Source organism: Peribacillus sp. R9-11 (assembly GCF_031345095.1).
Taxonomy (GTDB): domain Bacteria; phylum Bacillota; class Bacilli; order Bacillales; family DSM-1321; genus Peribacillus; species Peribacillus butanolivorans.
Window position 1 is genome coordinate 1,072,621 of the sequence record NZ_CP133763.1, and the last position, 24,650, is coordinate 1,097,270.

A 24,650-nucleotide genomic window follows, 5' to 3' on the forward strand; every position below is an offset into this window, starting at 1 on the left:
TTTGAATTTATCATTATCATTCATTAGATTAATTGGTTATTAGATGATCAAAATCTAAGAAGTTTTCATTGATAAAATTACCATGGCTCAATTTCCTTAATGAGAACATATTAAAAAAAGACAAAATAAAATTTCCTGATTTAATGTTTTGAACATACATATGTGGGGGTTGAAGATGGATATATTATTAGCTCTCTTACCGGCACTATTCTGGGGAAGTATCGTTTTATTTAATGTGAAACTTGGTGGTGGTCCCTATAGTCAAACGCTCGGTACAACGATTGGGGCTTTGATTTTTTCTATTGGGGTTTATTTTTTCGCGGATATCAAGTTGTCACCTCTAGTTTTTGGTGTGGGGTTTGTTTCAGGACTTTTTTGGGCTGTTGGACAAGCTAATCAGCTCAAAAGCATTGATTTAATGGGTGTTTCTAAAACAATGCCGATTTCAACGGGATTACAGCTGATTTCTACTACTTTATTTGGAGTCATAGTTTTTCACGAATGGTCTACACTGAAAGCAGTTATTTTAGGCGTACTGGCTTTAGTATTTATTATCATTGGAATCGTGTTGACCTCACTGGAAGATAAAGAATCAAAAGAGAGTAAATCGGGAAACTTGAAAAAGGGAATCGTTATTCTACTCATCTCAACATTTGGTTATTTAGTTTATGTGGTTGTTGCACGTCTCTTTGATGTTAATGGCTGGTCAGCATTGTTTCCTCAAGCAATCGGGATGGTGGTAGGTGGCTTATTATTAACGTTTAAACATAAGCCGTTTAATAAGTATGCAATTCGCAATATCATTCCTGGATTAATATGGGCAGCAGGAAACATGTTTTTATTTATATCACAGCCTCGTGTGGGAGTCGCTACGAGTTTTTCCCTATCTCAAATGGGCATAGTCATCTCAACTCTCGGCGGGATCATCATTTTACGTGAGAAGAAAACAAAGCGCCAATTAATTGGAATCGTTATTGGAATTATCTTGATTATTATAGCTGGGGTTATGCTCGGCCTCGCAAAAAGCTAATTGGAGGATGATAGAATGTATACAGATTTAGAAGGCAAGGTCGTTGTGATAACTGGTTCATCTACTGGTTTAGGAAAAGCAATGGCAATTCGCTTTGCTCAGGAAAAGGCAAAGGTCGTGGTTAATTACCGTACTAAATTAGAGGAAGCAGATAGTGTGTTAGAAGAAATCAAAAAAACTGATGGGGTGGCTATTGCAGTAAAAGGTGATGTCACCGTTGAAGAAGACGTAATTAATCTTGTGCAATCAGCCATAAAGGAATTTGGAAAACTAGACATTTTCATTAATAATGCAGGAATAGAAAATCCAGTTCCTTCACATGAGATGCCCTTAAGCGACTGGAACCGGGTAATTGATACCAATTTAACCGGTAATTTTTTAGGTTGCCGTGAAGCCATCAAGTATTTTGTAGAAAACAACATTAAAGGAAATGTGATAAACATGTCCAGTGTACATGAGAAAATTCCTTGGCCTTTATTTGTTCACTACGCGGCAAGCAAGGGTGGTGTGAAGTTGCTTACGGAAACTTTGGCGTTAGAATATGCGCCAAAAGGTATTCGTGTAAATAGCATTGGTCCTGGTGCAATAGCCACACCAATAAATGCCGACAAGCTTGAAGATCCTGAAAAGAAAAAGGATCTTGAAACTATGATTCCGATGGGGTACATTGGAAAGCCTGAAGAAATCGCTGCGGTTGCCGTATGGCTGGCATCTTCAGAGTCTAGTTATGTTACGGGCATCACCCTATTTGCTGATGGAGGCATGACGAAATACCCTTCATTTCAAGCGGGAAGAGGATGAAGGCATCTCTTGAACAAACTCATCTTAATATTAATGGATGAAAATTTACTTCTGGTATAATAGGCGAGCCCTTTTCTATACATAATAAGGGCTTTTCTCAACATAGTTCTTATGAAATAAAACTGAAAGAGCGGCCTTTTACCGGGTTGGCTCGTTCTTCAATCTTTTTAAGACTTTTTAAAAAGGGAAGATGCAAGTTCAGCTAAAAAAGAGTGAATCTGTCTCACAACTTATACTAGGCGTAGGTAGCTTAATGAATAGGTTTGATGCACAAAAAATCCCAGTAGGATCATTCCTACTGGGATTTTTACTAAATTAACGATTATGATGATTAAACCAGGTAATGAAGTTATCAACGACCGTATCTAAAAACTGAACAGTCGGTTCATGAGTAAGAGTACCTTCTTTATCGATTTTTTCATGAACTGCTCCAACATAAACTTCATTTCCAGGAAGCAAAGGAGAGGAGATACCTAGAGCAAATAGAATTTCACGCAAATGTAATTGGGCTTTAACCGTTCCTAAATGTCCCATGGACGCACCCATGATCCATGATGGTTTACCAATCATGACTTTATCTACACGTGATAACCAATCGATAACATTGCCTAATACGCCTGGAATCGTTCCATTGTATTCAGGAGTTACCCACAAGACTGCATCTGCATTGGCCACTTTGCTTTTAAATTCTTTTACCACTACAGGAGGGTCGTTTTCGATATCTTGGTCATAAAAAGGCAAATCCCGAACGTTTAAGATTTCAAGTTCAAACCGTTCTTGATATTGAGTTTGAATAAATTTAGCAAGCTTTAGGTTATAAGATTCTTTACGAATACTCCCTACAATTGCAACAACTTTCATCTTCATTACCTCCGAGTATTTATTTGTATTTTCCATTCGTGTTAATTTGTTCCACTTTGATATTATAATTGTTATTTTATTGAAAGGGAAAAAGGATGCTTATGAAAACTCAAATACTTGTACTACTTCGGAGTATTGTGACCACTTTAAATCAGTGTTGCATTCTTTGCTATTAGCGATATAGTAGCAGTATCTTCTTTTACCTTTGCTTCCTTTTGCCTTACGAGAGGAATTATCTTCTCCCCGAAGACTTGTAAATCTTCTTCGTAGTGCAGGAATCCTGTTAGGATGATATCCACTCCGATTTTTTTCAATTTAATGATGCGGTCCGCAACTTGCTCGGCAGACCCAATTAACCCGGTTTTAAATCCGTCGTTGTATTGAACGAGATCCTCGAATGTTGAGTTTTGCCACATTCCTTCACCTTGTGAAGAAGCTTGACCTGCAAATTTCACTTGGCTTTTAAATCCTTCGACAGCCTTTTGATCTGCATGTAAAACAATATCTGTTAAAACTTGTTTTGCTTTTTCTTCTGTATCACGGACAATCACAAAACCATTGACACCAATCTGAATTTCTCTTCCATTCGAGCGAGCCAGTGATCGTACATGGTCTATTTGTTCTTTTAATTTCTCTAGTGTGTTTCCGTTTATAAAATAAACATCAGACACTCGTCCTGCCATTTCTCTTGCGGCAATAGAGTTGCCACCTTGAAATATTTTGGGAGGGTTAATCGGTTTGGGTTTTAGGGGTGCTTCATTTGTTCGGTAAAAATCACCCTTAAAAGTAGTCGCTTCCTTTGTCCATAAATTCCGTAGAACTTGTATAAACTCTTCAGAACGCCGATAACGTTCATCATGATCTAACCATGGTTCTCCATAACCAGTAAACTCGCCTTTAAACCATCCACTAACGATATTTATGGAAGCACGTCCATTGCTGATATGATCGATTGTTGAGATAATTTTGGCTACGACACCTGGGTGCCATAGTCCAGGAAGAACGGCTGTAATGATATTAATTTTATTAGTCACACTTGCCAATGCAGAAGCAAGCGTAGCAGCTTCTAATTGATTCTCAGCCCCATAGCTTGCAAAGAATCTAGTTTGTAGTAAAACATAATCAAATCCAAGATTTTCGGCCATTTGTGCATATCGTTTATTCGCGTCATACGTCCAACCTGTTCTTTGGGGAATATCCGAAATAACCAGACCTCCACTTACATTTGGTGCCCAATATGCAAATTGTAAACTCATTAAAATTACCTCCTGTTTTTCGGGAATACTCTTATCTAAAAAGCAATTTTTCATAAAGAAAGGCTCTTGTCAGCCTTCAAAAAAGAAGAGTTCGACAAGAGCCTCTGGTAAACCAGTCAGCATTTTTTGTTTTTTTAAGTACGTACACCTTTGTGAGAAAGTTTAATATACATTAAGCCTACCTGTCAAGTGAGTATTGAGAGGCGGATTTGTACCCTTTATAAAAAACCATTCTTAAACATTACTTGACTAATGTGTTTAATAAGATTTAATATTAAAACGAAGATTCTGATAATTAAATAGCCGACTAGGTCACTAGAGGCTCCCAATTCAAGGTGGATTATATCTTGAGAGGGGAGTCTCTTTATTATTTTTGAAAAATCAAGACGAATTAAGGAGGACTCAATTAATGAAAATAGCGAAAGAAAATAAGGCTAATTATCTTGAGATAGCTAACAATCTCGCGAAGGAATTTGCTAAAACAGCAATTGAGCGAGATAAAAGAGGAGGAACGGCAAAATTTGAGCGTGACTTACTTCGTGAAAGTGGTTTGCTTTCGCTTATGATTCCAAAATCCCTAGGAGGGAAAGGGGAAGATTGGAAAACAGTTTTACAATTAACACGTGAACTGGCAAAAGTGGATGGATCGATCGCACATTTATTCGGATATCATTTCTTATGTTTGACATCTGTCCACTTATTCGGATCTCCATTTCAGAAAGAAAAGTTATATAAGGAAACGGCCGAAAAAAATTTGTTCTGGGGAAATGCCTTTAATCCGCGGGATGAAAATTTGCTATTGAAGAAAGAAAACTCACAATGGATATTGAGTGGGAAAAAAAGCTTTTGTTCAGGGGCAATGGATTCTGCCCGCTTATTGATTTCTGCTAAGAGCACAGGTTTTGATCGCCCTGTTATTGCTGTTATTCCAACTAATCGAAAAGGAATTATTATACAGGATGATTGGGATAGTTTTGGACAGCGGCAAACAGACAGCGGGACTGTTATTTTTAATGAAGTGTTACTGAAAAATGAAGAGGTGCTTGATTATTATGAACAAGACCTCCAAGGTTTGTTTCCTACATTAAGGACACATATTGCCCAAACAATTTTGGTTCATGTGATGCTAGGAGTTGCGGAAGGAGCCTTTGAAGAAGCAAAAAACTATACAAAGAATGTGACCCGTCCTTGGTTGACGTCTAATGTAGAAGATGCAACCAGCGATCCCTATACCATTCGCCATTATGGAGAATTATTCGTTCAATTAAAAGCTTCAGCTGCACTGGCTCAAAATGCTGCAGATGCCCTGCAGTTTGTATGGGGAAAAGAGTGGACACTAACTGAGCAGGAACGGGGAGAGTGCGGGATCACAATTGCAACAGCGAAGGTTTCTGTAGCGAAAACGGCATTAGAGGTAACGAATCGTATGTTTGATGTAATGGGTGCAAGAGCTACCTCGGCTAGGTATCAGTATGATCGATTTTGGAGGAATATAAGAACCCATACATTGCATGATCCGATTGAATATAAAATTCGGGATATCGGCAATTGGGCCCTCAATTCTAAGGTGCCTGAAATCACACCTTATTCCTAACGAAGTAAGCATGAATTATTTCAAGTTTTAAAAAAACCATCCGATTTAATCTTTGAAAAACGTCGATGGTAATACTTATCTAATGAATATCCGAAAAAGGAAGCGAGCATCTGTTGAAACAGCATTCCAAGTACTACAGGAACCGCAACGGCAGCCGGGAAATAGGTGGTCGCAAGAACAGCTCCAGCACTGATGTTCCGCATCCCGCCGGTAAAAGTTAAGGTAATGACGTCTTCCTTTTCCCATTTTAATAATTTACCAATTATCCAAGAAAGAGCATAGCCTGAAGCGGCTATAAATAAAACTAAGAAGGTCGTGATTATTAATTTTTTGTCGAAATGAGTTAAATAGGGTGCAATTTTTGAACTGTTCAATATTACGACAATTCCTACGCTTAGTTTGGAAAAAGGGGCTAAGCGGGGGGATAGACTTGTTTTTACCTTGCCTTTCGTAGTCTGATTCAAGAACATTGCCAGCATGGACGGAAGAACGACCATTCCGATTAACCCTTTCACCATTGACCACATATCCATTTCGATTGAGCCGCCTCCGAAAAGGGCAACACTGTAAGGAACGATGAATGGAGAGAGCAGGGTGTCGATGAGGATAATGGTTAGAGCAAGTACGGCATTTCCTTTATAAATGGATACCCAAATCATACTGGTGACACCCGTTGGAATGACTACTGATAAAACTAAACCCGTAATCGTGAAGGCATCCCCACGAAAAACTAAATGGCCAAGGGCCCAGGCCCATATTGGCATAAGTACGTGCAGGATGATCAAAACGATGAAAACAGGTAAAGGGTGTGTGACTACCCGTTGCAGTGATTTAAAGTTTGAGCCTAAACTTCCTGCAAATGTGATGAAAGCAAATATCCATGGAACTAGAAATGTGTAGTCAGTTAAATGTTCGGCTAATAAGACGCCAATAACAACGCTTATTGGTGTAATAAGCGGCATAGCTTTATCCATTTGTTTATTAATAGTCTTCAGCATCATTCATTCATCCATCCATTTCCTACGTGAAATTCTTCATAAGTAAGTTTACCATTTTCAATAATACGTATTTTAAAAGAATGAACTTTTGACTTAACGACTTCTACTATATACATAATAAATCCATTTAAGTAAAATATTAATATGAAGAGATTTTTATTTTAGAAATGTTAGCCGTTCAAAATAGAGGAGAGGGGAGTATCTATGCAGAAAGATATAAAAAGTGAAGTATTTTCATGGGTGAAATCTATCCTATTTGCTTTAATAATCGTGTTTATTTGCAACCAGTTTTTATTTACCCCAGTGATTGTTAAAGGTAAATCAATGGAGCCAACTTATGAAAACAATAACAGGATTGTAGTTACAAAAATCGGTAAGATCGAACATTTCGATATGGTCGTATTTCATGCTCCTGATGCAGATAAGAAGTATATCAAAAGGGTGATCGGCCTTCCAGGTGACAGTGTGGAAGTGAAAAAAGACGTACTATATATCAATGGGAAAAAGTATACAGAACCATATTTGAAAACAAATAAAGAGGAAATTCCACCTGAAGAAAATCTGACGGAGAATTTTACCCTGCAAAATCTATTAGGGAAATCCAAAGTACCCAATGGTTATTTATTTGTCATGGGAGATAATCGTAGGGATAGCTGGGATGGCAGAAGATTTGGTTTTATATCCGAGGAATCACTTGTGGGTAAAGTGGAATTTCGTTTCTATCCATTAAGCGAACTAGGGATGCCACAGTAAAAATTATAAACTTGGAATACGCGTGTGTTAATTATCCATATTACTTGAAGAGAAATTTTATAGCGTAATAATATGGACTAAGTTGTATTTATAGCAGATGATAGATTAAGAACCTTTTCCAATGGTTAAGGTTTTTTATTTTGAATTTTGGAGGTTTTTTCATAATGAAGAATGAATTAGCCACTCTCTCCATCCCAATGCTGGATGAAGAAATGGGACAGCAGGTAAAAAGGTATGTGGATTCTCTGACAGTTCCGCAGGGAAGTTTGGGACGGCTGGAAGAATTGATAATTGAATTAGCAAAGATGACAGGTGAAGCCTTTCCTGAAGTATCGAGACCGGGCGTGATTGTGTTTGCAGCCGATCATGGGATTACGGATGAGGGGGTTTCCGCTTATCCAAAAGAAGTGACAGAACAAATGGCTCTCAATTTCCTGAATAACGGAGCCGCCATCAATGTATTCAGCCGTGCGATTCATGCTTTTTTTGACATAGTTGATATCGGGATTGACGCTGATATTGAAGCACCGGAATTAACTTCAAGGAAAGTCCGCCGTGGAACAAGAAACTTCTATAAAGAAGATGCGATGACACGGGAAGAAGTAAACCAAGCGCTTGAAATCGGGTATGAGCGCGCGCAGAAAATGATTGAACAGGGAGCGAAATGTCTAATCCTCGGTGAAATGGGAATCGGAAATACGACAGCTAGTTCTGCAATCATCTCCGTTATTAGCGGGAAGAGCGTAGAATCGCTTGTAGGCCAGGGAACAGGACTAAAAAGTGAAGGTATTTTACATAAACAAAGAGTTATTGAAGAAGCAATCTTATTAAGAAAACCTATTCCTGATGATCCAATCGATATTCTGATGAAAATTGGCGGATTCGAAATTGCCGGGATGGCAGGAGCCATGCTAGCAGCAGCCAATAACCGAATTCCCATTCTTGTTGATGGTTTTATTACAACGACGGCTGCTGTAATTGCAAACCTGATTTCGGGTCGTGCATCTGATTATATGTTTGTCGGACATCAATCCGCAGAGCCGGGACATAGAACGGCCATTGAATTGCTTGGTAAAGAGCCAATTCTTCAACTGGGAATGAGAATAGGAGAAGGAACAGGAGCCGCAGTTGCTTTTCCTATTCTTAAGTCGGCGACATTGGTCATAAAGGAAATGGCAACATTTGAGTCGGCAGGTGTGTCAAACAAATAATAATTATAGTAAGAAGGAGGCTTTCTATATGAAGGCCTCTTATTTTTATGTAAAAAGACCTGCTAAGAAAAAAACATCATGCATCTACCGTGATTTCTTGTTTTTTTACCATGAGCGGTCCGGTGCATCCGCTTTATTAGGTTTTGTTATTATGTTCCAAAGTTATTACTACATTACCCTTTTTGTGTCCTTTTTCTACATAGCTATGAGCCTCGGCAATTTGTTCCAACGGAGAGTGCCTATCTATGACAGATTTTATCTTTCCCGCCTCAATAAGCTCTTTGAGAAAGATCAGATCCTCAGTTCTTCCGGGTGTTATTCCACCTATTACTTTCTTGCTGCCTATCATTGAAGTCCAAAGCATTTGAACAACCTGTGGCAGCCCAGCGACAGCTGCAAGATAGAATAACAAGAACAAAGGAGAGTTTTTTACTGAAACGTAATATCTCTGTTAGAATTTTCAAGAATATGGATACCGATATTCAGTATTCAAAGTTTAGAAAAGAGAGTTTTTTGATAGACAAAAGATTACTATCCTTGCTCCACTAATAGGTGCGATTCTTCATTAAGAAGGATCGCCTTTCCTTATGCAGATAAAGGGGCAGGATAGTTGATCTTTGGTGTCGTAATTGACTCAAACTATTCATTAAGAAGAATGTAAATCAGCTAAAAAAGAGGATATTAAATCCTCTCATTTATTTGTCTTTATCTAATTGTTCATCAGATTTTTGGACGATTTCTTTTAATTCTTCTATGTCACCTTTAGCATTAATAATTTCAAAAATCTCATTTAAGCCTTCTGAGGTTTTTTCATCTTCTGTTTTCACTTTACCCCTCCTAATTGTGGTTATTTTTAAGGTCTCCAAAAACTAGAAGATAAAACATAAAAAGAAAAAAAGGATTAGGAAAAGTGTACAAGTTGATTTCATAATATAAACCCCTCCAAATAGGAGAGGTTGTAGAGGTCTTATGTAGTTGTTTAAGTTGGTAACACTTCCCGATATTACACATCAGAGGCTGCTTGTATATTTGTAATTTGAAGTTAGCTAATTAAGTTAATTCTTCCTTACCGGCAATGATATCATTGGTTGCTTAAGCGTCTGCTTGCTGTTGTAATTGGTCATGTAGAATTGAACTTCTGTTTCAGCCGAAAGTATTTTTCTTTTGATATGTGGATCGAAGTGTGTTCGAATTCTAGAGAGAAAGTACTTGTTCAACTACAGGTGCGTTAGTTGATTAAGGAACACAAAAATGACTAAGGAAATCTCAATAGCATTAATTTGATTAAATTTTATTTCAAAGCTACATTACTCAGGAGCGTTGACTTTGATATTTCTTCATTTTTCGAACGACAGAAGGCTGGCTAATGCCTAAAAATTTAGCCATTTCATATGTGGATTTACATTGTTTATGTGCTTTCATCATCATCCATTTTTCCACTTGTTCAAGAGCTGTCTTGAGATCGCTGTCCTCAACCATCATTTGATCGATCATTAGGGTATCATCCTTTTTCTCCAAAGATTCTTGACTATGAAAGTAGGAGGGGAGGAAGCCTGGGAAAATAATGGAGTCTTCGGAAGTCAAAATGAGCCGTTCAATTAAGTTTTCTAATTCACGTACGTTCCCGGACCATTTATGCTGGATGAGGATTTCGTATGTGGATGGGTGCAATTTCTTGTCGGTCTTGTATTTCTTGTTAATGATCTCGAGATTATGATTGATTAAGATGGCAATATCCTCTTTTCTTTCTCGTAAAGGTGGGATATGGACAGGAATCACGTTTAAGCGGTAATACAAATCGAGTCTGAATAATCCTTTTTCTACCATTTCTTCGAGGTTTTGATTTGTTGCTGTTACGAGCCGAAAGTCTATCTTATGCTCTTTTTTTCCACCCACTCTTTTAAAGTTTTTCTCCTGCAGAACATTTAATAATTTCACCTGCATATCCAGGGGAAGTTCTCCGATTTCATCTAGAAATAAGGTTCCGTTATGTGCCAGTTCAATTAATCCTTGTTTCCCATGCTTTTGCGCCCCTGTGAAGGATCCTGCCTCGTATCCAAACATTTCAGATTCAAAAAGACTTTCTGGAATGGTACTGCAGTTGACTTCGATGAATGGTTCTTTACTGCGATAGCTCTGATTATGGAGCCTTCGGGCAAAGACGCTCTTTCCAACCCCGGATTCCCCGAGAAGCATGACAGTAGCATCCGTTTTTGAAACACGGAGTATCGTTTTGGCGATTTGCCGCATTTCCTTGCTTCGATAGATAAGTTCTTCCTGTTCCCGAAGTTCCTCGACCTCTGTTTGGTAGTCTTGAACCTTTTTCTTCAATTGTCCGTATTGATCCTGTAGGTTTCTGATTTCTGTTTGGTCCTGGGCATAACTAACGACGCGAACCAATTCACCATCATCATTAAAGATGGGATATGCAGTCGACATGACGATTTTTCCCGTCTTCGTATGTTGCATGATTTGAATAGGTGTCCGTTCTTTCAAAACCATAGCGGTGATCGATGGAGAAAGTATTCCTTCAGTTTCCAGCTGGTAAACCGATTTTCCAAGATAATGGTCGGGCTCAATTCCATAAATCCACCAGTGGTTAGGATTCGTAAATAAAATAAAACCCTTTTCATCGGTCACGGTAATATTGTTATTGGATGTGCTGATGATGGTGTCCAATACTCTTTTCACATTGTTATCACTCATTATTTTCTCCTTATCTATTGTTCTAGTGATTCAAATATAAATCAAAAACAAGGGTAAAATCAAGAATTTTCAGATATTTTGATTTGAAAGTGAATCATTTGTGACCAGGATCTTTTTGGTCAGCTTTGCTTTAGCAGCCTTTTGTTCAAATGATGGTAGGCTTTTATTCTAATAAATTTATAATGCGTGCAGTTTTTTTGTGGAGCAGGTGCGACGATAATTTTATTTATGCTTTTAACTCTTTTCACAACGAGTTGTACAGTAAGGAATATTAGGCTGTGTTTCGTATCTAATCGCAGCATTAGGACTGATTCTTTTGCATTTTAATCTAGGTGAGCGTTTCCTATAAAGGCGGTTTATTGCTATTTTATGTTTTGTTGCTCTTTCACTGTTTCTTAGCATAGTTTTAGTAAGAAAGAATACTAAATAGATAGTATAGAGAGAAATTTTTTTGTGAAAAAATGGATAATAAAAGGGATTTTTCCTTTTTATCTTTCACTTTCTTCATAAAGGTCAATAATTAACTCTTAGCAGGCAGGAGGAGAAACGGATATGTCACGGTTACAAGAGTTTAAAGATGTATTTAAAAATATTAAATTAGCATGGGAACGTAACGAACAAGCGGCGATTGCCATGCAAATTAGTGTTAAAGGTTCTGCCTACAGACTGCCAGGTACTAAAATGATGATGGCTTCTGATGGGCAAATGTTCGGTACGATAAGCGGAGGATGTTTGGAAAGCGATCTTTTTGGGTGGGCAGAAAAGGCAATGGAAATGAAAACGCCTTTAACACATAAATACGATTTAAGTGAAAATGAAGTGTGGGGTTTAGGAATAGGATGCAAAGGGATTCTTGAAATGCTCATTCTACCTATAGATCAAAATGATGTATTCTGGAAAAAAACAGAAGATATTATCCAGAAGGGTCAAGCTTTCTCTTGTGTACTGGAAATACCTACTGGGAGGAGGTTATTGATTGAAAAAGAAGGTAATATAATTGGGGATTTGGATAATCTCCCCTGCGAGGTTGTTGAAAAAGCAAGAAATAGTATGGACACGCAAACTCGTGCAGAAATAATGAGCTGTGACGGAAGCAGATTTCTAATTGATGCAGTTAAACCTGGGGAAAAATTAATTGTTGCTGGAGCCGGAAGGGATGCAGTACCTGTGGCTGATTTGGCTGCTAAAGCTGGTTTTTCAGTTACTGTATTAGATTCACGTGTGGAATTTAACAACCCTCGACTTTTCCCCTCTGTTATACATTTAATCGAAAATCCTGAAGAGATTAATTCAAATAATGTCACCGATTCATGGTGGATCATCATGAATCATTACCAAGAGATTGATGAAAAGGCATTACAACTTGCTTTGAAAAGTAATCCACGGTACATCGGTGTTCTTGGTCCTATGGCTAGAACAAAAGAAATGCTTATAAATATTGGACAAACTTTTTCCGATGGGCCGATACATTCACCAATTGGTTTGGATCTAGGAGCCGAAACGATGGAGGAAGTAGCCATAAGTATTGTTACTGAACTAATGACAGTCAAAAATGGTAGAAATCCGGTTCCACTCCATGGAAAGACGAAAATCCATGGTTAAGGTAGGAGCTGTAATTCTTGCAGCTGGAATGTCAACACGTATGGGAAAACCTAAACTATTATTACCTTTAAATGGTCAACCTCTTTTTAAATATGCTCTTAAAGCAACGGTCGATGTTTCATTACAGCCAATCGTTTTAATCGCAGGTCATTATATAGAAGAAATTCGACATTATACTCATGATTTAGAAGATATAGAAATTATTTATAATCAAAATTATGCAAATGGTATGGCTTCTTCTCTGAAACTCGGTATTCAGGCGGTAAAAAAAGATGTGGATGCTGTCATGGTTTTCTTAGCGGATCAACCCTTAGTTTCCAAATCAATTGTACAATTACTAATTGACCACTATAAAGCTCATAAGCATGAAGGGATTCGTATTGTCCGGTCAAAATATAAGGAAGATTTAGGTCATCCAGTTCTGTTTGATGCTGAATTATTTAATGAATTCGATTCAATAGATGGAGATCAAGGAGGCAAAGAAATTATAAAAAAATATACACAATTAACAAAAATCATTTCCTTTGATAACCAGATGTGGGGAATGGATGTTGATACACCTGAAGATTACTTAATAATGAAAAAATATTTTGATTTAGAACTTTACACTTAGAAAAGCTTTGGCTAGAAAGGGACTACTGCACGAGTCGCTCCTATATAATCGTGGTTGAGCAGTGCTTTTTGTAATTTTTCGGTTGCCCATTCTAACTTTTGTTCTGAAACCTAAAAGAAAAGAGTGACCGTGTTTTGCGGTCACTCCTTTTAAGCATAGGAAAATAATAAATTATTAGCGAGATATAAAAGGATTGTCGGTTACCCAAAAACGCCATGGATAGTCCTTCGCTTCTCCGGAGTTGCCAATGCCGATTCGGGGTCCGCTGGATATGTGCTCAGGCTTTTTTCCAGAAGCAAGATAAAGCGGCGGTTTTGTGAAAGGTTGACCATAATCGGCCATAGTAATGCCTAGTGCTTTGGATAACTTTCCAGGTCCGTTCGTCAACTTTCGAAAATCAGCAAGCCCACGTCTTTCATGCATTAACTCAAGCCCTGAATAGGGTTCCACAGCCCGGATTAAGATGGCTTCCGGCTTATCCAGCCCACCGCTTACGACATTGACAAGCGTATGGGTGTGCATGACGTATGTATAGATCATTCCGGACTTTCCGAACATCACTTCAGTCCGCTTCGTCCTTCTATTTCCAAAACTATGTGCAGCCCTATCTTCCGGTCCCATATAGGCTTCGGTTTCAACAATAAATCCAGAAGCGATTCCTTCTGATGTTTCTTTTACCAGCAGGCAGCCGAGAAGGGATTTTGCCAGCACGAGCGTTGGCTGCTGATAAAACTCCGGTGGTAATATTGAATGGAAATTTGTATCCTTAAGCATAGTATCACTCCATATAGTCTCTTATAGATAAAATTCCCTTATTGTAGAAAAAGAAACCTAGGGATGAAGGATAGTAAAAAGACCGGCTGGAAAGGCGCCGGTCTCTATGTTAATCATTTATTAACCTAAATCTTTTTCCGCTTCTTGATCTCTTTTGATTTTTCCGGAACCAACTGAAAGAGCAACTAATATTCCGACAGAGACAAAAAAGATACCAGTGACAAATACACTTGAAAATGCATCAATCCAGGCATTTTCAATGGTTTTTATAATGATATTGCTGACTTCAGCCGGCATCTTCAGATTCTCAGGATAGAGCATGATATTGAACAAATTATCTGTTTTATCGGCAAGTGCCTTCAATGCTTCTTGTATTAGGGTATTTTTTTCACTAACAACCGCGTCATCCATATTTTGCTGTAGATTGTGATTCATGACTGCATTCAAAATCGTAATACCCATCGTTCCGCCTATTGATCGAAAGAAGGTCGAGGCTGCAGTGACCGATCCTAACTGTGATTTTGGAAATTCATTTTGAACGGCAATCATCAGGGTCGGCATAACAAGACCCATTCCCACACCTAAGACAGCCATGAAGGAATAAGCGGTCAGAATTGTAGTTTCACCATCCATCGTACTCATTAGGAAAAAGCCGAGAGTCGCAATGGCCATTCCAAAGGTAAGCACGGTACGAAAACGAAATTTTAACAACAGCCGCCCGCCAACGACACTAGAAAGAATCAACCCGATCATCATCGGAGTCATGGTCGATCCGGCTTTTGTTGGTGACACTCCTAAAACTCCTTGCATGAACAGTGGGACAAACATGATAGCCCCGAACATACCCAGGCCTAGCAAAAATCCTAAGATATTCGTGGTGGCAAAAACTCTATTTTTAAAGAGAGATAAATCAAGAATTGGTTCAACTGCTTTTCTTTCAAAAATGATAAATAGGACAATAAAGACAAGGGTGCTGCCGAAAATCAAGAGAGATTCAAGTGATATCCATTCGAATTTATCACCCCCGAATGTTAAGCCCAATAAAAGCAGGACAATACCTGGAATTAAGGTGAAAATACCAAGGAAATCGATATTCACTTTCTCTGTTTTTTGAATCGCTTCGTTCTTCAACCCGACATAAATCAAAATCGCTGATAATAATCCCGTCGGTACATTAATGAGGAAGATCCAATGCCAGCTGATATGGTCGACAATCAGTCCACCCAGAAAAGGACCAATTACAGAACTTAAGCCAAAAAGGGCTCCGAATACACCCTGCCATTTGGCTCTTTGTTCAGCAGTGAAAATATCGCCGATAATCGTTTGGGATAAGGGCATGATCATCCCGCCCCCGATTCCTTGCAGCCCCCGATAGATAATCAGCTGCTCCATCGAAGTGGCAGTGGCGCATAAAAAAGAGCCAATCGTAAAAATAACTGTACCAATCAAATAAAGGGAACGTCTGCCATATAAATCTGAAAGCTTCCCAACAATCGGTACAACGGTCGTAGAGGCAATTAAATAGGCAGTCGTCACCCATGCAAAGATAGTGAAACCATTCAATTCCCCAATAATCGTTGGCATTGCTGTCCCGACGATTGTCTGTTCCAATGAACTGAAAAACATTCCAATGATCAATCCTGTTAAGACAAGCTTGGTATTGACTGCTCTTTTCTCGATTTGCATTTCATTTCTCCATTTCCTTAAACTGTTTTCCTTTTTTCAATGACTAATAGGTCAAAATTATATAGTGAAAATGACTTATAAGTCAATCCTTTTTTTTCGCTAAAAAAATCAGTTGCATAAGTCGTTTATTCGTCTATTTCATCTTAGTAATTCGACTAGAAATATGCAATTCCTTCCTAATCTAAATATCTGCGACGTGTTTCCATTTGCCATATCCGATATAATAAGAGAGAGTATAGATGAACTTATGATTGGAAGTGTAAGATATGAATAAAAAAATCGGGTTTATTGGATGCGGTAAAATGGGAGCGGCAATGCTTGAAGGCATGTTGCGCTCGGAAGTCATCTCACCTGAAAATATAATGGTCAGCACAGCAAGTGTTGAGACTTTGACGAAGATCACCTCGAAATATAAGATTGAAGGCTGTTTAGATAATAAAGAGGTAGCCGGTTTTGCCGATTTGCTCTTTTTAGGGATTCAACCCGCCATGCATAAGCAAGTGCTCGACGAAGTTAAGATTCATGTGAAAGAAGGAGCTGTGATCATTACAATGGCAGCGGGAATAACTACATCACAAATTGAGGAAGGTTTGGGAAAACCAGTGAAGGTTGTCCGAACGATGCCAAACACTCCTTCCCTTGTCGGTGAAGGCATGACGGCAATCAGCATTAATCGTGAAATCACAGCAGCTGATATTACTGATGTTACTACACTGTTGAATTCTTTTGGAAAAACAGAGCTTATACATGAAGATTTGATGGACGCAGTGCCAGCAATCAGTGGATCCTCACCGGCTTATGTATACATGTTTATCGAGGCGCTTGCGGATGGAGCGGTTCGTGACGGTATTCCACGAAAACAAGCATATCGAATGGCCGCACAATCTGTAATGGGTGCTGCTAAAATGGTGCTTGAAACAGAAAAGCATCCTGGCGCTTTAAAGGACGATGTATGCACTCCGGGGGGGGCAACAATATCTGCGGTTGCTTCTTTAGAGGAGAATCAGTTCAGAGCTAGTATTTTACAAGCGATGAAAGCCTGTACAGATAGAACGAAGGGGCTCGGACAGTAAGAATTATAGATTGCCTATTCTCAGGCAATCTACTTTTTTACATAATATTATCAGAATGTTTAGTTAAAAAAGAGGGGGAAGCAGAATGAATATATATTATATAGAGGATTTAAGAAAGATACTAACGGAAGAACAAGTCACGGTGAATGAAACTATATTAGAGCAGCACAGTCATGATGAATCGTATCATACTCCGCACTTACCGGATATGGTCGTTTATCCAAGAAGTGCTGTAGAAGTGAGCGCAGTCATGCGTTATGCGAATGAACATGAAATACCAGTCATTCCTTTTGGTCTAGGTTCGAGTTTAGAAGGACATGTGGTTCCAATTAAAGGGGGAATTTCGCTCGATTTATCCTTGATGAATCAGGTGTTGGAAATCAGGGAAAGTGATTTTTTGGTGAAGGTCCAACCAGGTGTGACACGGACGCAGTTGAATAAAGAATTGAAAAAATACGGATTGTTCTTTTCTGTCGACCCCGGAGCCGATGCGACATTGGGAGGGATGGCAGCTACGAATGCAAGTGGCACAACTTCGGTCAAATATGGCATAATGCGCGATCAGGTTCGGGATTTGGAAGTGGTTCTAGCAAACGGTGAAATTATCCATACCGGTAGCTTAGCTACAAAATCATCATCTGGGATACATTTAAATGGCTTATTTGTCGGTTCGGAAGGCACGCTAGGTGTATTTACTGAACTGACTCTAAAGGTGTACGGCATTCCTGAAGTAACAATGGCAGGGAGAGCTTCATTTCCAACCGTTGAACAAGCAGTATCTGCCGTCAATGGAATCATGCTTGCTGGGATTCCAATTGCGCGTATTGAATTGGTCGATGCCGAGTCTATTAAAAAAGTAAATCAATTTATGGACAAACTTTATGAAGTTAAACCAACATTATTCTTGGAGTTTCACGGGAATTTTGCCGGACTAGAACAGGATGTCAATTTTGCTAAGGAAATCGTAAGTGATTTTGGCTGTGAGGATATCCAGTTTGAAACGGATTCAAAAGCGCGAAATGCATTATGGGAAGCTCGCCATAATCTTGCATATGCTTTTATTCACAGTGCTCCGGGTAAGAAGCTGATGGTCACGGACGTAAGTGTGCCCCTCCATGAATTGTCGAATGCCATATTAGAAACTAGGAAAAAAGTCGAACAATCCAAAGTAGAAGGAGCGATTGTGGGCCATGTGGGTGATGGAAATTATCATGTGTTATTTATGATTGATCTAAGTAATCCAGAGGAAGTGAAAGAAGCGAAGCGGTTAAATGAAGAAATAGTTGAATATGCCTTAGCGAAAGGCGGTACATGTACGGGTGAACATGGGGTTGGGCTTGGAAAATCCAAATATCAGCGGAGAGAGCATGGAGCGGCGTATGAGGTGATGAAAACGATCAAGCAGGCCTTGGACCCGAATGGAATAATGAATCCAGGGAAGATTTTTGTAGATTGATAGATGAAACATGAAAGAGGGGGCTTTAGGCACCCTCTTTCTGAAACGACAAAAGAGGGGAACTGTATGATGAAGAGAAAAATCTTAACAGGGGTACAAGATGTTCAAGATACAAACAAAAAATACTAATAAAGTAATCATTGTACTGCATGAAATTTACGGGGTTAATCAACATATGAAGGATTTTTGTGAGTTATTATCAGAACAGAACTTTGATGTCATTTGTCCAAACTTTTTGCAACGGGAAGAACCATTTGCTTATGTGCAAGAAAAAGAAGCATATCTTAATTTTATGGATAATGTAGGTTTTACTAAGGCATCGAACAAAATAAAAAAGATAATATTGAAAGCTAATGAGGAATACTCAAAAATATTCATCATTGGATTTAGTATAGGGGCGACAATTGCTTGGTTATGTAGTGAGGAGGTATTTGTTGATGGAATAGTAGGATATTATGGCTCCCGCATAAGGGATTATTTAGAAAAAGAACCAAAATGCCCTACATTGCTGATCTTTCCTCAAGAAGAACGATCGGTTGATGTAGACGAGTTAGTTTTACATCTAGATAAAGAGAATATCGAGATACATACATTTAATGGTTTTCACGGTTTTAGTGACCCGTTTTCTCCTAAATATAATCTAGAATCAGCAGAAAAAGCCAGTAGCCGAGTTATTAAGTTTTTACTAAAGTCATAAGTAACTGTAGCGGGAAGAATCCCGATTAAGTGCAATAAAAAAAGACTCCAGACGCGATGAACGTCTTTGGAGTCTCCTTATTATTATGCGTTGATATTATTTGGGTTTAAAGCATTTTCAACACTAACATAGTTGTAGCCTAGGTCTGATGCAACTGCTTCGAACGTGATTTCTCCATTGGCTACATTGACGCCTTTTGCAAGGGCATCGTTTTCAAGGATTGCTTTGATGGCGCCTTTGTTGGCAATTTGCAGTGCGAAAGGTACAGTTACGTTCGTTAAGGCAACTGTAGATGTTTGAGGCACTGCTCCTGGCATATTTGCCACCGCGTAATGAACTACTCCATGTTTAACATAAGTAGGGTTATCATGTGTTGTTATGTGGTCAACCGTTTCAAAGATACCGCCTTGGTCGATAGCAACATCGACAATGACTGAACCTGGAGACATTGATTTAACCATTTCTTCAGTAACGAGCTTAGGAGCTTTTGCACCTGGAATCAGAACTGCACCGATCACTAAATCAGCTTCTTTGACTGCTTCAGCTATATTATAAGGATTTGAAATGAGTGTAGTTAGTTCATTTCCGAAAATATCATCCAATTGGCGAAGGCGATCAGGACTTAAGTCAAGAATGGTAACATCTGCGCCTAATCCAATAGCGATTTTAGCTGCATTTGTTCCAACCATACCGCCGCCGACGACAGCGACTTTACCACGTTTAACTCCAGGAACTCCGCTTAAAAGAATTCCTTTACCACCGTTATTTTTTTCAAGGAACTGAGCACCGATTTGCGCTGCCATACGTCCAGCCACTTCACTCATTGGTGTCAATAAAGGAAGTGTACGGTTTATTGCAACCGTTTCATAAGCAATGGCCAAGACACCGCTTTCTTTTAGAGCCTGTGCAAGAGCTGGTTCAGCTGCAAGATGCAGATATGTGAAAAGAATTAAATCTTTACGGAAATATTTATATTCAGATGAGATAGGTTCTTTTACTTTCATGATCATTTCTGTGCTTGACCAAACGCTAGCAGCGTCCTCGACTATAACAGCTCCAGCTTCTTGATATGATTCATTTGTAAAACTGCTTCCTAATCCTGCGTTCATTTCGATTAATACTTCATGTCCCGCATTGACTAATGCTACAACCCCAGCTGGAGTGATAGCTACACGGTTTTCATTGTTTTTAATCTCTTTCGGAATTCCTATTCTCATCTTAATCCCTCCAATAATTTGTTTTACTATTTGTATCACAAGTATAATGGGAAAAAGAAACAGTTAGTATGTGGAAATCAGAAAAAGGAAAAAGGTGTATTTGTGGAATTCCACAAACGCAGTATCAATAATTATGGACTTGCCAGGGTTAAGAGCTTAGTTTAGATAGTTAACGTGAGAAAACATTACGCTGAAATCTTAATGTTTTGCAACCGGTTCATGCATTCGCTCCAAAATCCTTCTTTTCTTATATAGCATTATTCCCGTATCGGCCATATCAGCGATCATAGAGCGATTGGTAATGGCACCAAAGATTATTCCAGCAACAGGTACCATTTGCAGAAGCTTTTTCCAACCAAACTGATCACGATATGTATAAACAACTTCCCGCCATCCTTGCAATTCAGAAGCAAGTTCTCTTTTGGATTCAGATTCGGGAAGGTGCATATTCGACAATTCCTTTAACAGTGCCTTTTTTCCGACAACATCTGATGTAGTAAATTGTAGGCATTTGACGATGAAAATACGCTCCTGACGGTCTCGTGGATTGTAGCCGTAAGAGAGAGCGATTTCCTGAAGTGTCTTGATTGACATACCAAGAAGCAAGGGGATGTCAATGGCTAGGGTGAAGATTCCACCTATGCCAGTAGTAGCACCCTGAACTGTGGCCAATTTACTTCCGGAATTTTTAATCTCTTGACTAACACTGTCCATAATATGAAGGGGAAGTTTTGAAACATCTTCTATGGAGGAAACATTCAGTTCAGGATTCTTGGCCTGCAGCTGATTTAGAATATTGGATTCCTTTGTTAAATATTGTCCTCCGGTTTGAATATAGCTACCGATTTCATCGAGCATGACACCAAGCTTTTTCTGTATGAAGTCCGGTGTTAGCTTGTCTAAAAGTTTGAAGGGGAGACGTCCAATTCGTTCCCAAAACCATAACCCATTCTGGTCTTTTTCCCATTTTTCAATGATTTTTAATTCTTTCTCAAGTTCTTCATTCGATTCTAGATTCATTTAACCAACCTTTCCATTTATTTATTTTTTCCATATGTTGATGGAATATTTCAATTTTTCTTGTGAAATTTGTCAAATTCATAAAGTTTAATATCTAGAAATAGAGACATTTTTTGAATCGGATCTTTTAAACGAATATTTCCTACTTCTGTAATCCGTTTTAAACGGTAATTTAAGGTATTCACATGGATATGAAGATTTCTTGAAGCTTCATTTGGATTGCAGTCTTTCTCTAAATAGACAGTAAGTGTTTGCAGTAATTCTGTCTGGTTTTTCAAGTCATAAGCTCTTAGCTTCAAAATAGAAGGATGAGCGTGACGTTGTTTGTTGTTTGCAAGAGTTTCAATCATTTGAAACATGCCTAGCTCTTCATAATGTAAAATAAGCTTCATATCATCAGGAAAAATATTTTTCATTTTTAAGGTATATTGAGCTTCTTCATAGCTTGATTTTACGTCCATTAAGTTTTTATACATATTACCTGAAGTACCAAGGATATGTTCAACACCAAAACGCCGTTTCATTTCTAATATGAAGAAAGGAATGAAATCATAAATGGATGTGGTAAAAGAAGGGCTATTTTCTTGGTCCGATCCCGCAAAAAGAATGAGCTTGTTATGGTCAATGGCAAATAAGAACCTGTTTATCTTTTGAGTAGTCGTTAACATATAGGAAATGTAGCGTTCTACTTCGCGATTGATCTCTTTAGGGAATTCAAATACTAATATGGAAAAAACAACAGGAACTTGGATAGAAAACTTCGTGAAATTTTCTATTATTTCTGATTCTTCTTGATAATGACCAGTTAACATACGCCAAAGAAACTCCTGATGACCTGCTTCTTTCCTTTTCTTTTTTAATTGTAATTGCTGCAACTGGTTTTTCGCTTCTTTTGCAGCAAATTGAAGAAAGTCCATATCTTCTTCGGAGAAAGGTTGATTCACTTCCAAGGCCCAAATGAAGCCAAGGACTTCATTATTTTTCCTAATAGAGACTGCCGCTCGATTACCGAGACCGACATCATTGATAGCCCCAATTTTAATAGGAGCGTCTTCTTTCAATAAAGCCGGGATAAACCCATCTTTCCATAAGCTGTTGATGACTTTTTCAGGAACGCGCCTTCCGATAATAGTCATGATGCGGGCTTGGTCGGTTGTATCATCATGCGTACTATAAGCAAGCAGGCGATGGTTACCATCCTCAATTGTAATGGGACAGCCTAAGACGGAACTGATTCTATCCGCAAACTCCATCATATCTCCATAAAGGTCTTTAAAAATATCTCTATTTGTGAATTCCTTCATTATTATTTTGCCCCTCGCTTAAAAGATTCCTTTTTCTTTAAATTTTAAACGATTAACAGTGTTTTAGCATAGGATTATATCCATGTTTTTTACGGGAGAAACAGAAAATCCCTACCGATGGAAACCGGAAGGGATTTTTATTTTAGAAAAGGAAATTAATCAAAAGATAAAGCAAACCTGCTAATGTTGCTGAGATAGGAATGGTAATGAACCAGGTAACAATCATTCTTCTTGCCGTTCCCCATTTTACGCCCTTAACACGGTGGGCTGAACCAACTCCAAGAATCGAAGAAGAAATAACATGTGTTGTACTAACTGGCATGTGTATCACGGTCGCGCCAAAAATGATGAAGGCCCCGGTTAAATCCGCTGCAACACCATTGACAGGGCGGATCTTCATAATCTTGCCGCCAACTGTTTTAATGATTTTCCATCCGCCAACAGAAGTTCCAAGTCCCATTGCTAACGCACAGGAAAATTGAACCCAGAAGGGGATGTCAGTACTTGTTGCATAGCCATTTGCAATAAGGGCCATCGTGATGATCCCCATGGCTTTTTGGGCGTCATTCGTTCCGTGGGTATACGATTGAAGTGCTGCAGTTGCAATCTGAATAGTACGGAATTTCTGGTTTGTTTTTGTCAGGTTATTATTTTTAAATATAACTTTAAAGATGCTGTATACGATAAATCCAATTACAAAAGCAATTATAGGGGAGAAAATCAAAGCTTGAAGAATTTTCAAAAATCCTTCCCATTTAATGCCGGCGAAACCAGCTGCTGCAATGGCGGCACCTGCAATCGAACCAATCAATGCGTGGGATGAACTGCTTGGTATCCCGTAATACCATGTAAGGAGGTTCCATATAATAGCGGCAAGCAAAGCTGCCAAGATTACATATGAACCATTTGGAAGCGTGAACGGATCCACAATATCCTTAGTTATGGTCTTCGCTACGCCTGTAAACGTCATAGCTCCGACGAAGTTCATGATGGCTGCCATGACAATGGCATGCCGAGGTTTCATGGCCTTTGTTGAAACAGCTGTAGCAATTGCATTTGCTGTATCATGGAAACCATTGATGAAGTCAAATGCTAAAGCAAAGAAAACGATTAATATAGTTAAAATTAATAAAGTATCCATTTATGGGGGTACTCCTTAGGCGTTTTTCATTATGATTGTTTCAAGTGTATTGGCCACAGCTTGACAGTGATCAGCGATCTCTTCAAGGCTTTCGTATATTTCTTTATATTGAATGATTCTGATTGGATCCTTTTCAACCGTAAACAAGTTTTTGATCGATTGACGTTGGATTCCGTCACAAACAGATTCAAGGTCTTTAATTTTAATTGCATTTTCACGAATCATTGGTAATTTTTTTGTAGAAAGTGTATCGACAGCTATTTCAATCTCATACGTACACTCTTTAATTGCATCCACAAATTTAAGCATATACTCATCAGCATTGACGATGGAGTACATTTCGAATAATGCGGCGCAGTGTTCCAAACCGTCTATGACATCATCCATTCTCATGGTTAATTCTAGGATATCCTCACGTTCGATAGGAGTGATGAAGGCATTGTTTAGTTCTTTAATTACGTTATGAACCATTGAATCGCCTTTATGCTCATAATCTTTCATAGTATCTGAAAATACTTTTAGATCGGAGATATTCTTCAGTTTATAATCCGCGAAATAGTCAGCACCTTCTTTAAGGTTTTGAGCGATGTTAAAAAGCATTACTGCGAATTTGTCTTTTTTAGATTTAAAAGCCATGTTAAGCCTCCCAATTAGTCATGCAATTTTTACATAAAATTATTATACGCTTAGTATTAACAAGTTGATTGTAACGAATTCATGTAGTATGAGGAAAGGTTTTTCGACGAAAATTTACAAAATCTTAATAAAACTTTACAATCGAAAACAAGGATAAGTAAAAAATGGGAATCAGTTACACTTAAAAGGGCGAAATCATAAAAAAACCTTCCCAATATGGA

23 protein-coding genes are annotated in these 24,650 nt (G+C 38.5%); 10 read left to right on the forward strand and 13 right to left on the reverse strand.

Annotated features, from left to right (window positions below; genetic code table 11):
* The first annotated feature begins 175 nt into the window (after nucleotides 1–175).
* Both RE409_RS05105 and RE409_RS05110 read left to right on the forward strand, forming a co-directional pair.
* Nucleotides 176–1,030: a RhaT/GlcU family sugar-proton symporter gene (locus RE409_RS05105; RefSeq protein WP_190270240.1), complete on the forward strand. Its 855-nt coding sequence runs from the start codon at nucleotides 176–178 to the stop codon at nucleotides 1,028–1,030.
* A 15-nt stretch (nucleotides 1,031–1,045) separates the two neighbouring features.
* On the forward strand, nucleotides 1,046–1,831 hold the full coding sequence (locus RE409_RS05110) for a glucose 1-dehydrogenase (protein WP_309558653.1): 786 nt from the start codon (nucleotides 1,046–1,048) through the stop codon (nucleotides 1,829–1,831).
* Between the two features lie 315 nt (nucleotides 1,832–2,146).
* On the opposite strand, the gene RE409_RS05115 is transcribed toward RE409_RS05110, so the two are convergent.
* Both RE409_RS05115 and sfnG read right to left on the reverse strand, forming a co-directional pair.
* Entirely contained in the window at nucleotides 2,147–2,692 is a 546-nt protein-coding gene (locus RE409_RS05115) for an NADPH-dependent FMN reductase (RefSeq protein ID WP_201182337.1), read from the reverse strand.
* A 146-nt stretch (nucleotides 2,693–2,838) separates the two neighbouring features.
* Nucleotides 2,839–3,948, reverse strand: a complete 1,110-nt coding sequence (gene sfnG / locus RE409_RS05120) for a dimethylsulfone monooxygenase SfnG (RefSeq protein ID WP_201182335.1) — start codon at nucleotides 3,946–3,948, stop codon at nucleotides 2,839–2,841.
* 409 nt (nucleotides 3,949–4,357) lie between these two features.
* Between sfnG and RE409_RS05125 the strand changes: the two genes are divergently transcribed.
* Nucleotides 4,358–5,542 (forward strand): acyl-CoA dehydrogenase family protein, encoded by a 1,185-nt coding sequence (locus RE409_RS05125; RefSeq protein WP_201254291.1) that lies wholly within the window; start codon nucleotides 4,358–4,360, stop codon nucleotides 5,540–5,542.
* Nucleotides 5,543–5,562: 20 nt separating this feature from the next.
* Here the strand turns inward: RE409_RS05125 and RE409_RS05130 are convergent, their stop codons facing one another.
* A complete protein-coding gene (locus RE409_RS05130; RefSeq protein ID WP_309558654.1) occupies nucleotides 5,563–6,543 on the reverse strand; it encodes a bile acid:sodium symporter family protein in 981 nt (326 codons plus the stop codon).
* Nucleotides 6,544–6,744: 201 nt separating this feature from the next.
* Here RE409_RS05130 and lepB point away from each other — a divergent pair, with 201 nt between their 5' ends.
* Nucleotides 6,745–7,293: a signal peptidase I gene (gene lepB / locus RE409_RS05135; protein WP_201221925.1), complete on the forward strand. Its 549-nt coding sequence runs from the start codon at nucleotides 6,745–6,747 to the stop codon at nucleotides 7,291–7,293.
* Between the two features lie 164 nt (nucleotides 7,294–7,457).
* The gene (gene cobT / locus RE409_RS05140; RefSeq protein ID WP_201182328.1) at nucleotides 7,458–8,504 is read left to right on the forward strand and encodes a nicotinate-nucleotide--dimethylbenzimidazole phosphoribosyltransferase; all 1,047 of its coding nucleotides are present in this window, start codon (nucleotides 7,458–7,460) and stop codon (nucleotides 8,502–8,504) included.
* 136 nt (nucleotides 8,505–8,640) lie between these two features.
* On the opposite strand, the gene RE409_RS05145 is transcribed toward cobT, so the two are convergent.
* The 3 genes from RE409_RS05145 to RE409_RS05155 all read right to left on the reverse strand — a co-directional run bounded on the left by RE409_RS05145 (nucleotide 8,641) and on the right by RE409_RS05155 (nucleotide 11,210).
* On the reverse strand, nucleotides 8,641–8,868 hold the full coding sequence (locus RE409_RS05145) for a zinc-binding dehydrogenase (protein ID WP_397444155.1): 228 nt from the start codon (nucleotides 8,866–8,868) through the stop codon (nucleotides 8,641–8,643).
* A 331-nt stretch (nucleotides 8,869–9,199) separates the two neighbouring features.
* Nucleotides 9,200–9,331, reverse strand: a complete 132-nt coding sequence (locus RE409_RS05150; protein WP_269083720.1) for a hypothetical protein — start codon at nucleotides 9,329–9,331, stop codon at nucleotides 9,200–9,202.
* Between the two features lie 484 nt (nucleotides 9,332–9,815).
* A complete protein-coding gene (locus tag RE409_RS05155; protein ID WP_201182326.1) occupies nucleotides 9,816–11,210 on the reverse strand; it encodes a sigma-54 interaction domain-containing protein in 1,395 nt (464 codons plus the stop codon).
* A gap of 552 nt (nucleotides 11,211–11,762) precedes the next feature.
* Here RE409_RS05155 and RE409_RS05160 point away from each other — a divergent pair.
* Both RE409_RS05160 and RE409_RS05165 read left to right on the forward strand, forming a co-directional pair.
* A complete protein-coding gene (locus RE409_RS05160; protein WP_201182324.1) occupies nucleotides 11,763–12,812 on the forward strand; it encodes an XdhC family protein in 1,050 nt (349 codons plus the stop codon).
* Complete coding sequence (locus RE409_RS05165) at nucleotides 12,805–13,425, forward strand: nucleotidyltransferase family protein (protein WP_201249954.1); 621 nt, start codon at nucleotides 12,805–12,807, stop codon at nucleotides 13,423–13,425. Before RE409_RS05160 ends, RE409_RS05165 begins: the two co-directional genes overlap by 8 nt.
* A 174-nt stretch (nucleotides 13,426–13,599) precedes the next feature.
* Here the strand turns inward: RE409_RS05165 and RE409_RS05170 are convergent, their stop codons facing one another.
* Nucleotides 13,600–14,199, reverse strand: coding sequence for a DNA-3-methyladenine glycosylase (locus tag RE409_RS05170; protein WP_201221916.1), 600 nt, complete (start codon nucleotides 14,197–14,199; stop codon nucleotides 13,600–13,602).
* A 120-nt stretch (nucleotides 14,200–14,319) separates the two neighbouring features.
* A complete protein-coding gene (locus tag RE409_RS05175; protein ID WP_201221914.1) occupies nucleotides 14,320–15,885 on the reverse strand; it encodes an MDR family MFS transporter in 1,566 nt (521 codons plus the stop codon).
* A 266-nt stretch (nucleotides 15,886–16,151) separates the two neighbouring features.
* On the opposite strand from RE409_RS05175, the gene proC reads away from it, so the two are divergent.
* From proC to RE409_RS05190, 3 genes are all read left to right on the forward strand, one after another.
* Nucleotides 16,152–16,958, forward strand: a complete 807-nt coding sequence (gene proC, locus RE409_RS05180) for a pyrroline-5-carboxylate reductase (protein ID WP_053344709.1) — start codon at nucleotides 16,152–16,154, stop codon at nucleotides 16,956–16,958.
* An 85-nt stretch (nucleotides 16,959–17,043) separates the two neighbouring features.
* On the forward strand, nucleotides 17,044–18,414 hold the full coding sequence (locus RE409_RS05185) for an FAD-binding oxidoreductase (RefSeq protein WP_201182318.1): 1,371 nt from the start codon (nucleotides 17,044–17,046) through the stop codon (nucleotides 18,412–18,414).
* 100 nt (nucleotides 18,415–18,514) lie between these two features.
* Nucleotides 18,515–19,111 (forward strand): dienelactone hydrolase family protein, encoded by a 597-nt coding sequence (locus tag RE409_RS05190; RefSeq protein WP_309558655.1) that lies wholly within the window; start codon nucleotides 18,515–18,517, stop codon nucleotides 19,109–19,111.
* A gap of 83 nt (nucleotides 19,112–19,194) precedes the next feature.
* Here RE409_RS05190 and ald read toward each other — a convergent pair whose 3' ends face one another.
* From ald to RE409_RS05215, 5 genes are all read right to left on the reverse strand, one after another.
* A complete protein-coding gene (gene ald, locus RE409_RS05195) occupies nucleotides 19,195–20,328 on the reverse strand; it encodes an alanine dehydrogenase (RefSeq protein WP_201182314.1) in 1,134 nt (377 codons plus the stop codon).
* A 198-nt stretch (nucleotides 20,329–20,526) separates the two neighbouring features.
* Nucleotides 20,527–21,348: an EcsC family protein gene (locus RE409_RS05200; protein ID WP_309558656.1), complete on the reverse strand. Its 822-nt coding sequence runs from the start codon at nucleotides 21,346–21,348 to the stop codon at nucleotides 20,527–20,529.
* A 50-nt stretch (nucleotides 21,349–21,398) separates the two neighbouring features.
* Nucleotides 21,399–22,652, reverse strand: coding sequence for a PucR family transcriptional regulator (locus tag RE409_RS05205; RefSeq protein ID WP_309558657.1), 1,254 nt, complete (start codon nucleotides 22,650–22,652; stop codon nucleotides 21,399–21,401).
* Nucleotides 22,653–22,794: 142 nt separating this feature from the next.
* Nucleotides 22,795–23,793, reverse strand: coding sequence for an inorganic phosphate transporter (locus RE409_RS05210; RefSeq protein ID WP_201182308.1), 999 nt, complete (start codon nucleotides 23,791–23,793; stop codon nucleotides 22,795–22,797).
* Between the two features lie 15 nt (nucleotides 23,794–23,808).
* The gene (locus RE409_RS05215; protein WP_053344716.1) at nucleotides 23,809–24,429 is read right to left on the reverse strand and encodes a DUF47 domain-containing protein; all 621 of its coding nucleotides are present in this window, start codon (nucleotides 24,427–24,429) and stop codon (nucleotides 23,809–23,811) included.
* Between the last annotated feature and the right edge of the window lie 221 nt (nucleotides 24,430–24,650).

Excerpts from the sequence above, each read along its gene's own strand:
- RE409_RS05175 (WP_201221914.1), bottom strand. The coding sequence starts at position 15,885 with ATGCAAATCGAGAAAAGAGCAGTCAATACCAAGCTTGTCTTAACAGGA.
- lepB (WP_201221925.1), top strand. The coding sequence starts at position 6,745 with ATGCAGAAAGATATAAAAAGTGAAGTATTTTCATGGGTGAAATCTATC.
- RE409_RS05105 (WP_190270240.1), top strand. The coding sequence starts at position 176 with ATGGATATATTATTAGCTCTCTTACCGGCACTATTCTGGGGAAGTATC.
- RE409_RS05210 (WP_201182308.1), bottom strand. The coding sequence starts at position 23,793 with ATGGATACTTTATTAATTTTAACTATATTAATCGTTTTCTTTGCTTTA.
- RE409_RS05190 (WP_309558655.1), top strand. The coding sequence starts at position 18,515 with ATGTTCAAGATACAAACAAAAAATACTAATAAAGTAATCATTGTACTG.
- RE409_RS05125 (WP_201254291.1), top strand. The coding sequence starts at position 4,358 with ATGAAAATAGCGAAAGAAAATAAGGCTAATTATCTTGAGATAGCTAAC.
- RE409_RS05170 (WP_201221916.1), bottom strand. The coding sequence starts at position 14,199 with ATGCTTAAGGATACAAATTTCCATTCAATATTACCACCGGAGTTTTAT.
- RE409_RS05155 (WP_201182326.1), bottom strand. The coding sequence starts at position 11,210 with ATGAGTGATAACAATGTGAAAAGAGTATTGGACACCATCATCAGCACA.
- RE409_RS05160 (WP_201182324.1), top strand. The coding sequence starts at position 11,763 with ATGTCACGGTTACAAGAGTTTAAAGATGTATTTAAAAATATTAAATTA.
- sfnG (WP_201182335.1), bottom strand. The coding sequence starts at position 3,948 with ATGAGTTTACAATTTGCATATTGGGCACCAAATGTAAGTGGAGGTCTG.
- cobT (WP_201182328.1), top strand. The coding sequence starts at position 7,458 with ATGAAGAATGAATTAGCCACTCTCTCCATCCCAATGCTGGATGAAGAA.
- RE409_RS05165 (WP_201249954.1), top strand. The coding sequence starts at position 12,805 with ATGGTTAAGGTAGGAGCTGTAATTCTTGCAGCTGGAATGTCAACACGT.
- ald (WP_201182314.1), bottom strand. The coding sequence starts at position 20,328 with ATGAGAATAGGAATTCCGAAAGAGATTAAAAACAATGAAAACCGTGTA.
- RE409_RS05215 (WP_053344716.1), bottom strand. The coding sequence starts at position 24,429 with ATGGCTTTTAAATCTAAAAAAGACAAATTCGCAGTAATGCTTTTTAAC.
- RE409_RS05115 (WP_201182337.1), bottom strand. The coding sequence starts at position 2,692 with ATGAAAGTTGTTGCAATTGTAGGGAGTATTCGTAAAGAATCTTATAAC.
- proC (WP_053344709.1), top strand. The coding sequence starts at position 16,152 with ATGAATAAAAAAATCGGGTTTATTGGATGCGGTAAAATGGGAGCGGCA.
- RE409_RS05185 (WP_201182318.1), top strand. The coding sequence starts at position 17,044 with ATGAATATATATTATATAGAGGATTTAAGAAAGATACTAACGGAAGAA.
- RE409_RS05130 (WP_309558654.1), bottom strand. The coding sequence starts at position 6,543 with ATGATGCTGAAGACTATTAATAAACAAATGGATAAAGCTATGCCGCTT.
- RE409_RS05200 (WP_309558656.1), bottom strand. The coding sequence starts at position 21,348 with ATGAATCTAGAATCGAATGAAGAACTTGAGAAAGAATTAAAAATCATT.
- RE409_RS05145 (WP_397444155.1), bottom strand. The coding sequence starts at position 8,868 with ATGCTTTGGACTTCAATGATAGGCAGCAAGAAAGTAATAGGTGGAATA.
- RE409_RS05205 (WP_309558657.1), bottom strand. The coding sequence starts at position 22,652 with ATGAAGGAATTCACAAATAGAGATATTTTTAAAGACCTTTATGGAGAT.
- RE409_RS05110 (WP_309558653.1), top strand. The coding sequence starts at position 1,046 with ATGTATACAGATTTAGAAGGCAAGGTCGTTGTGATAACTGGTTCATCT.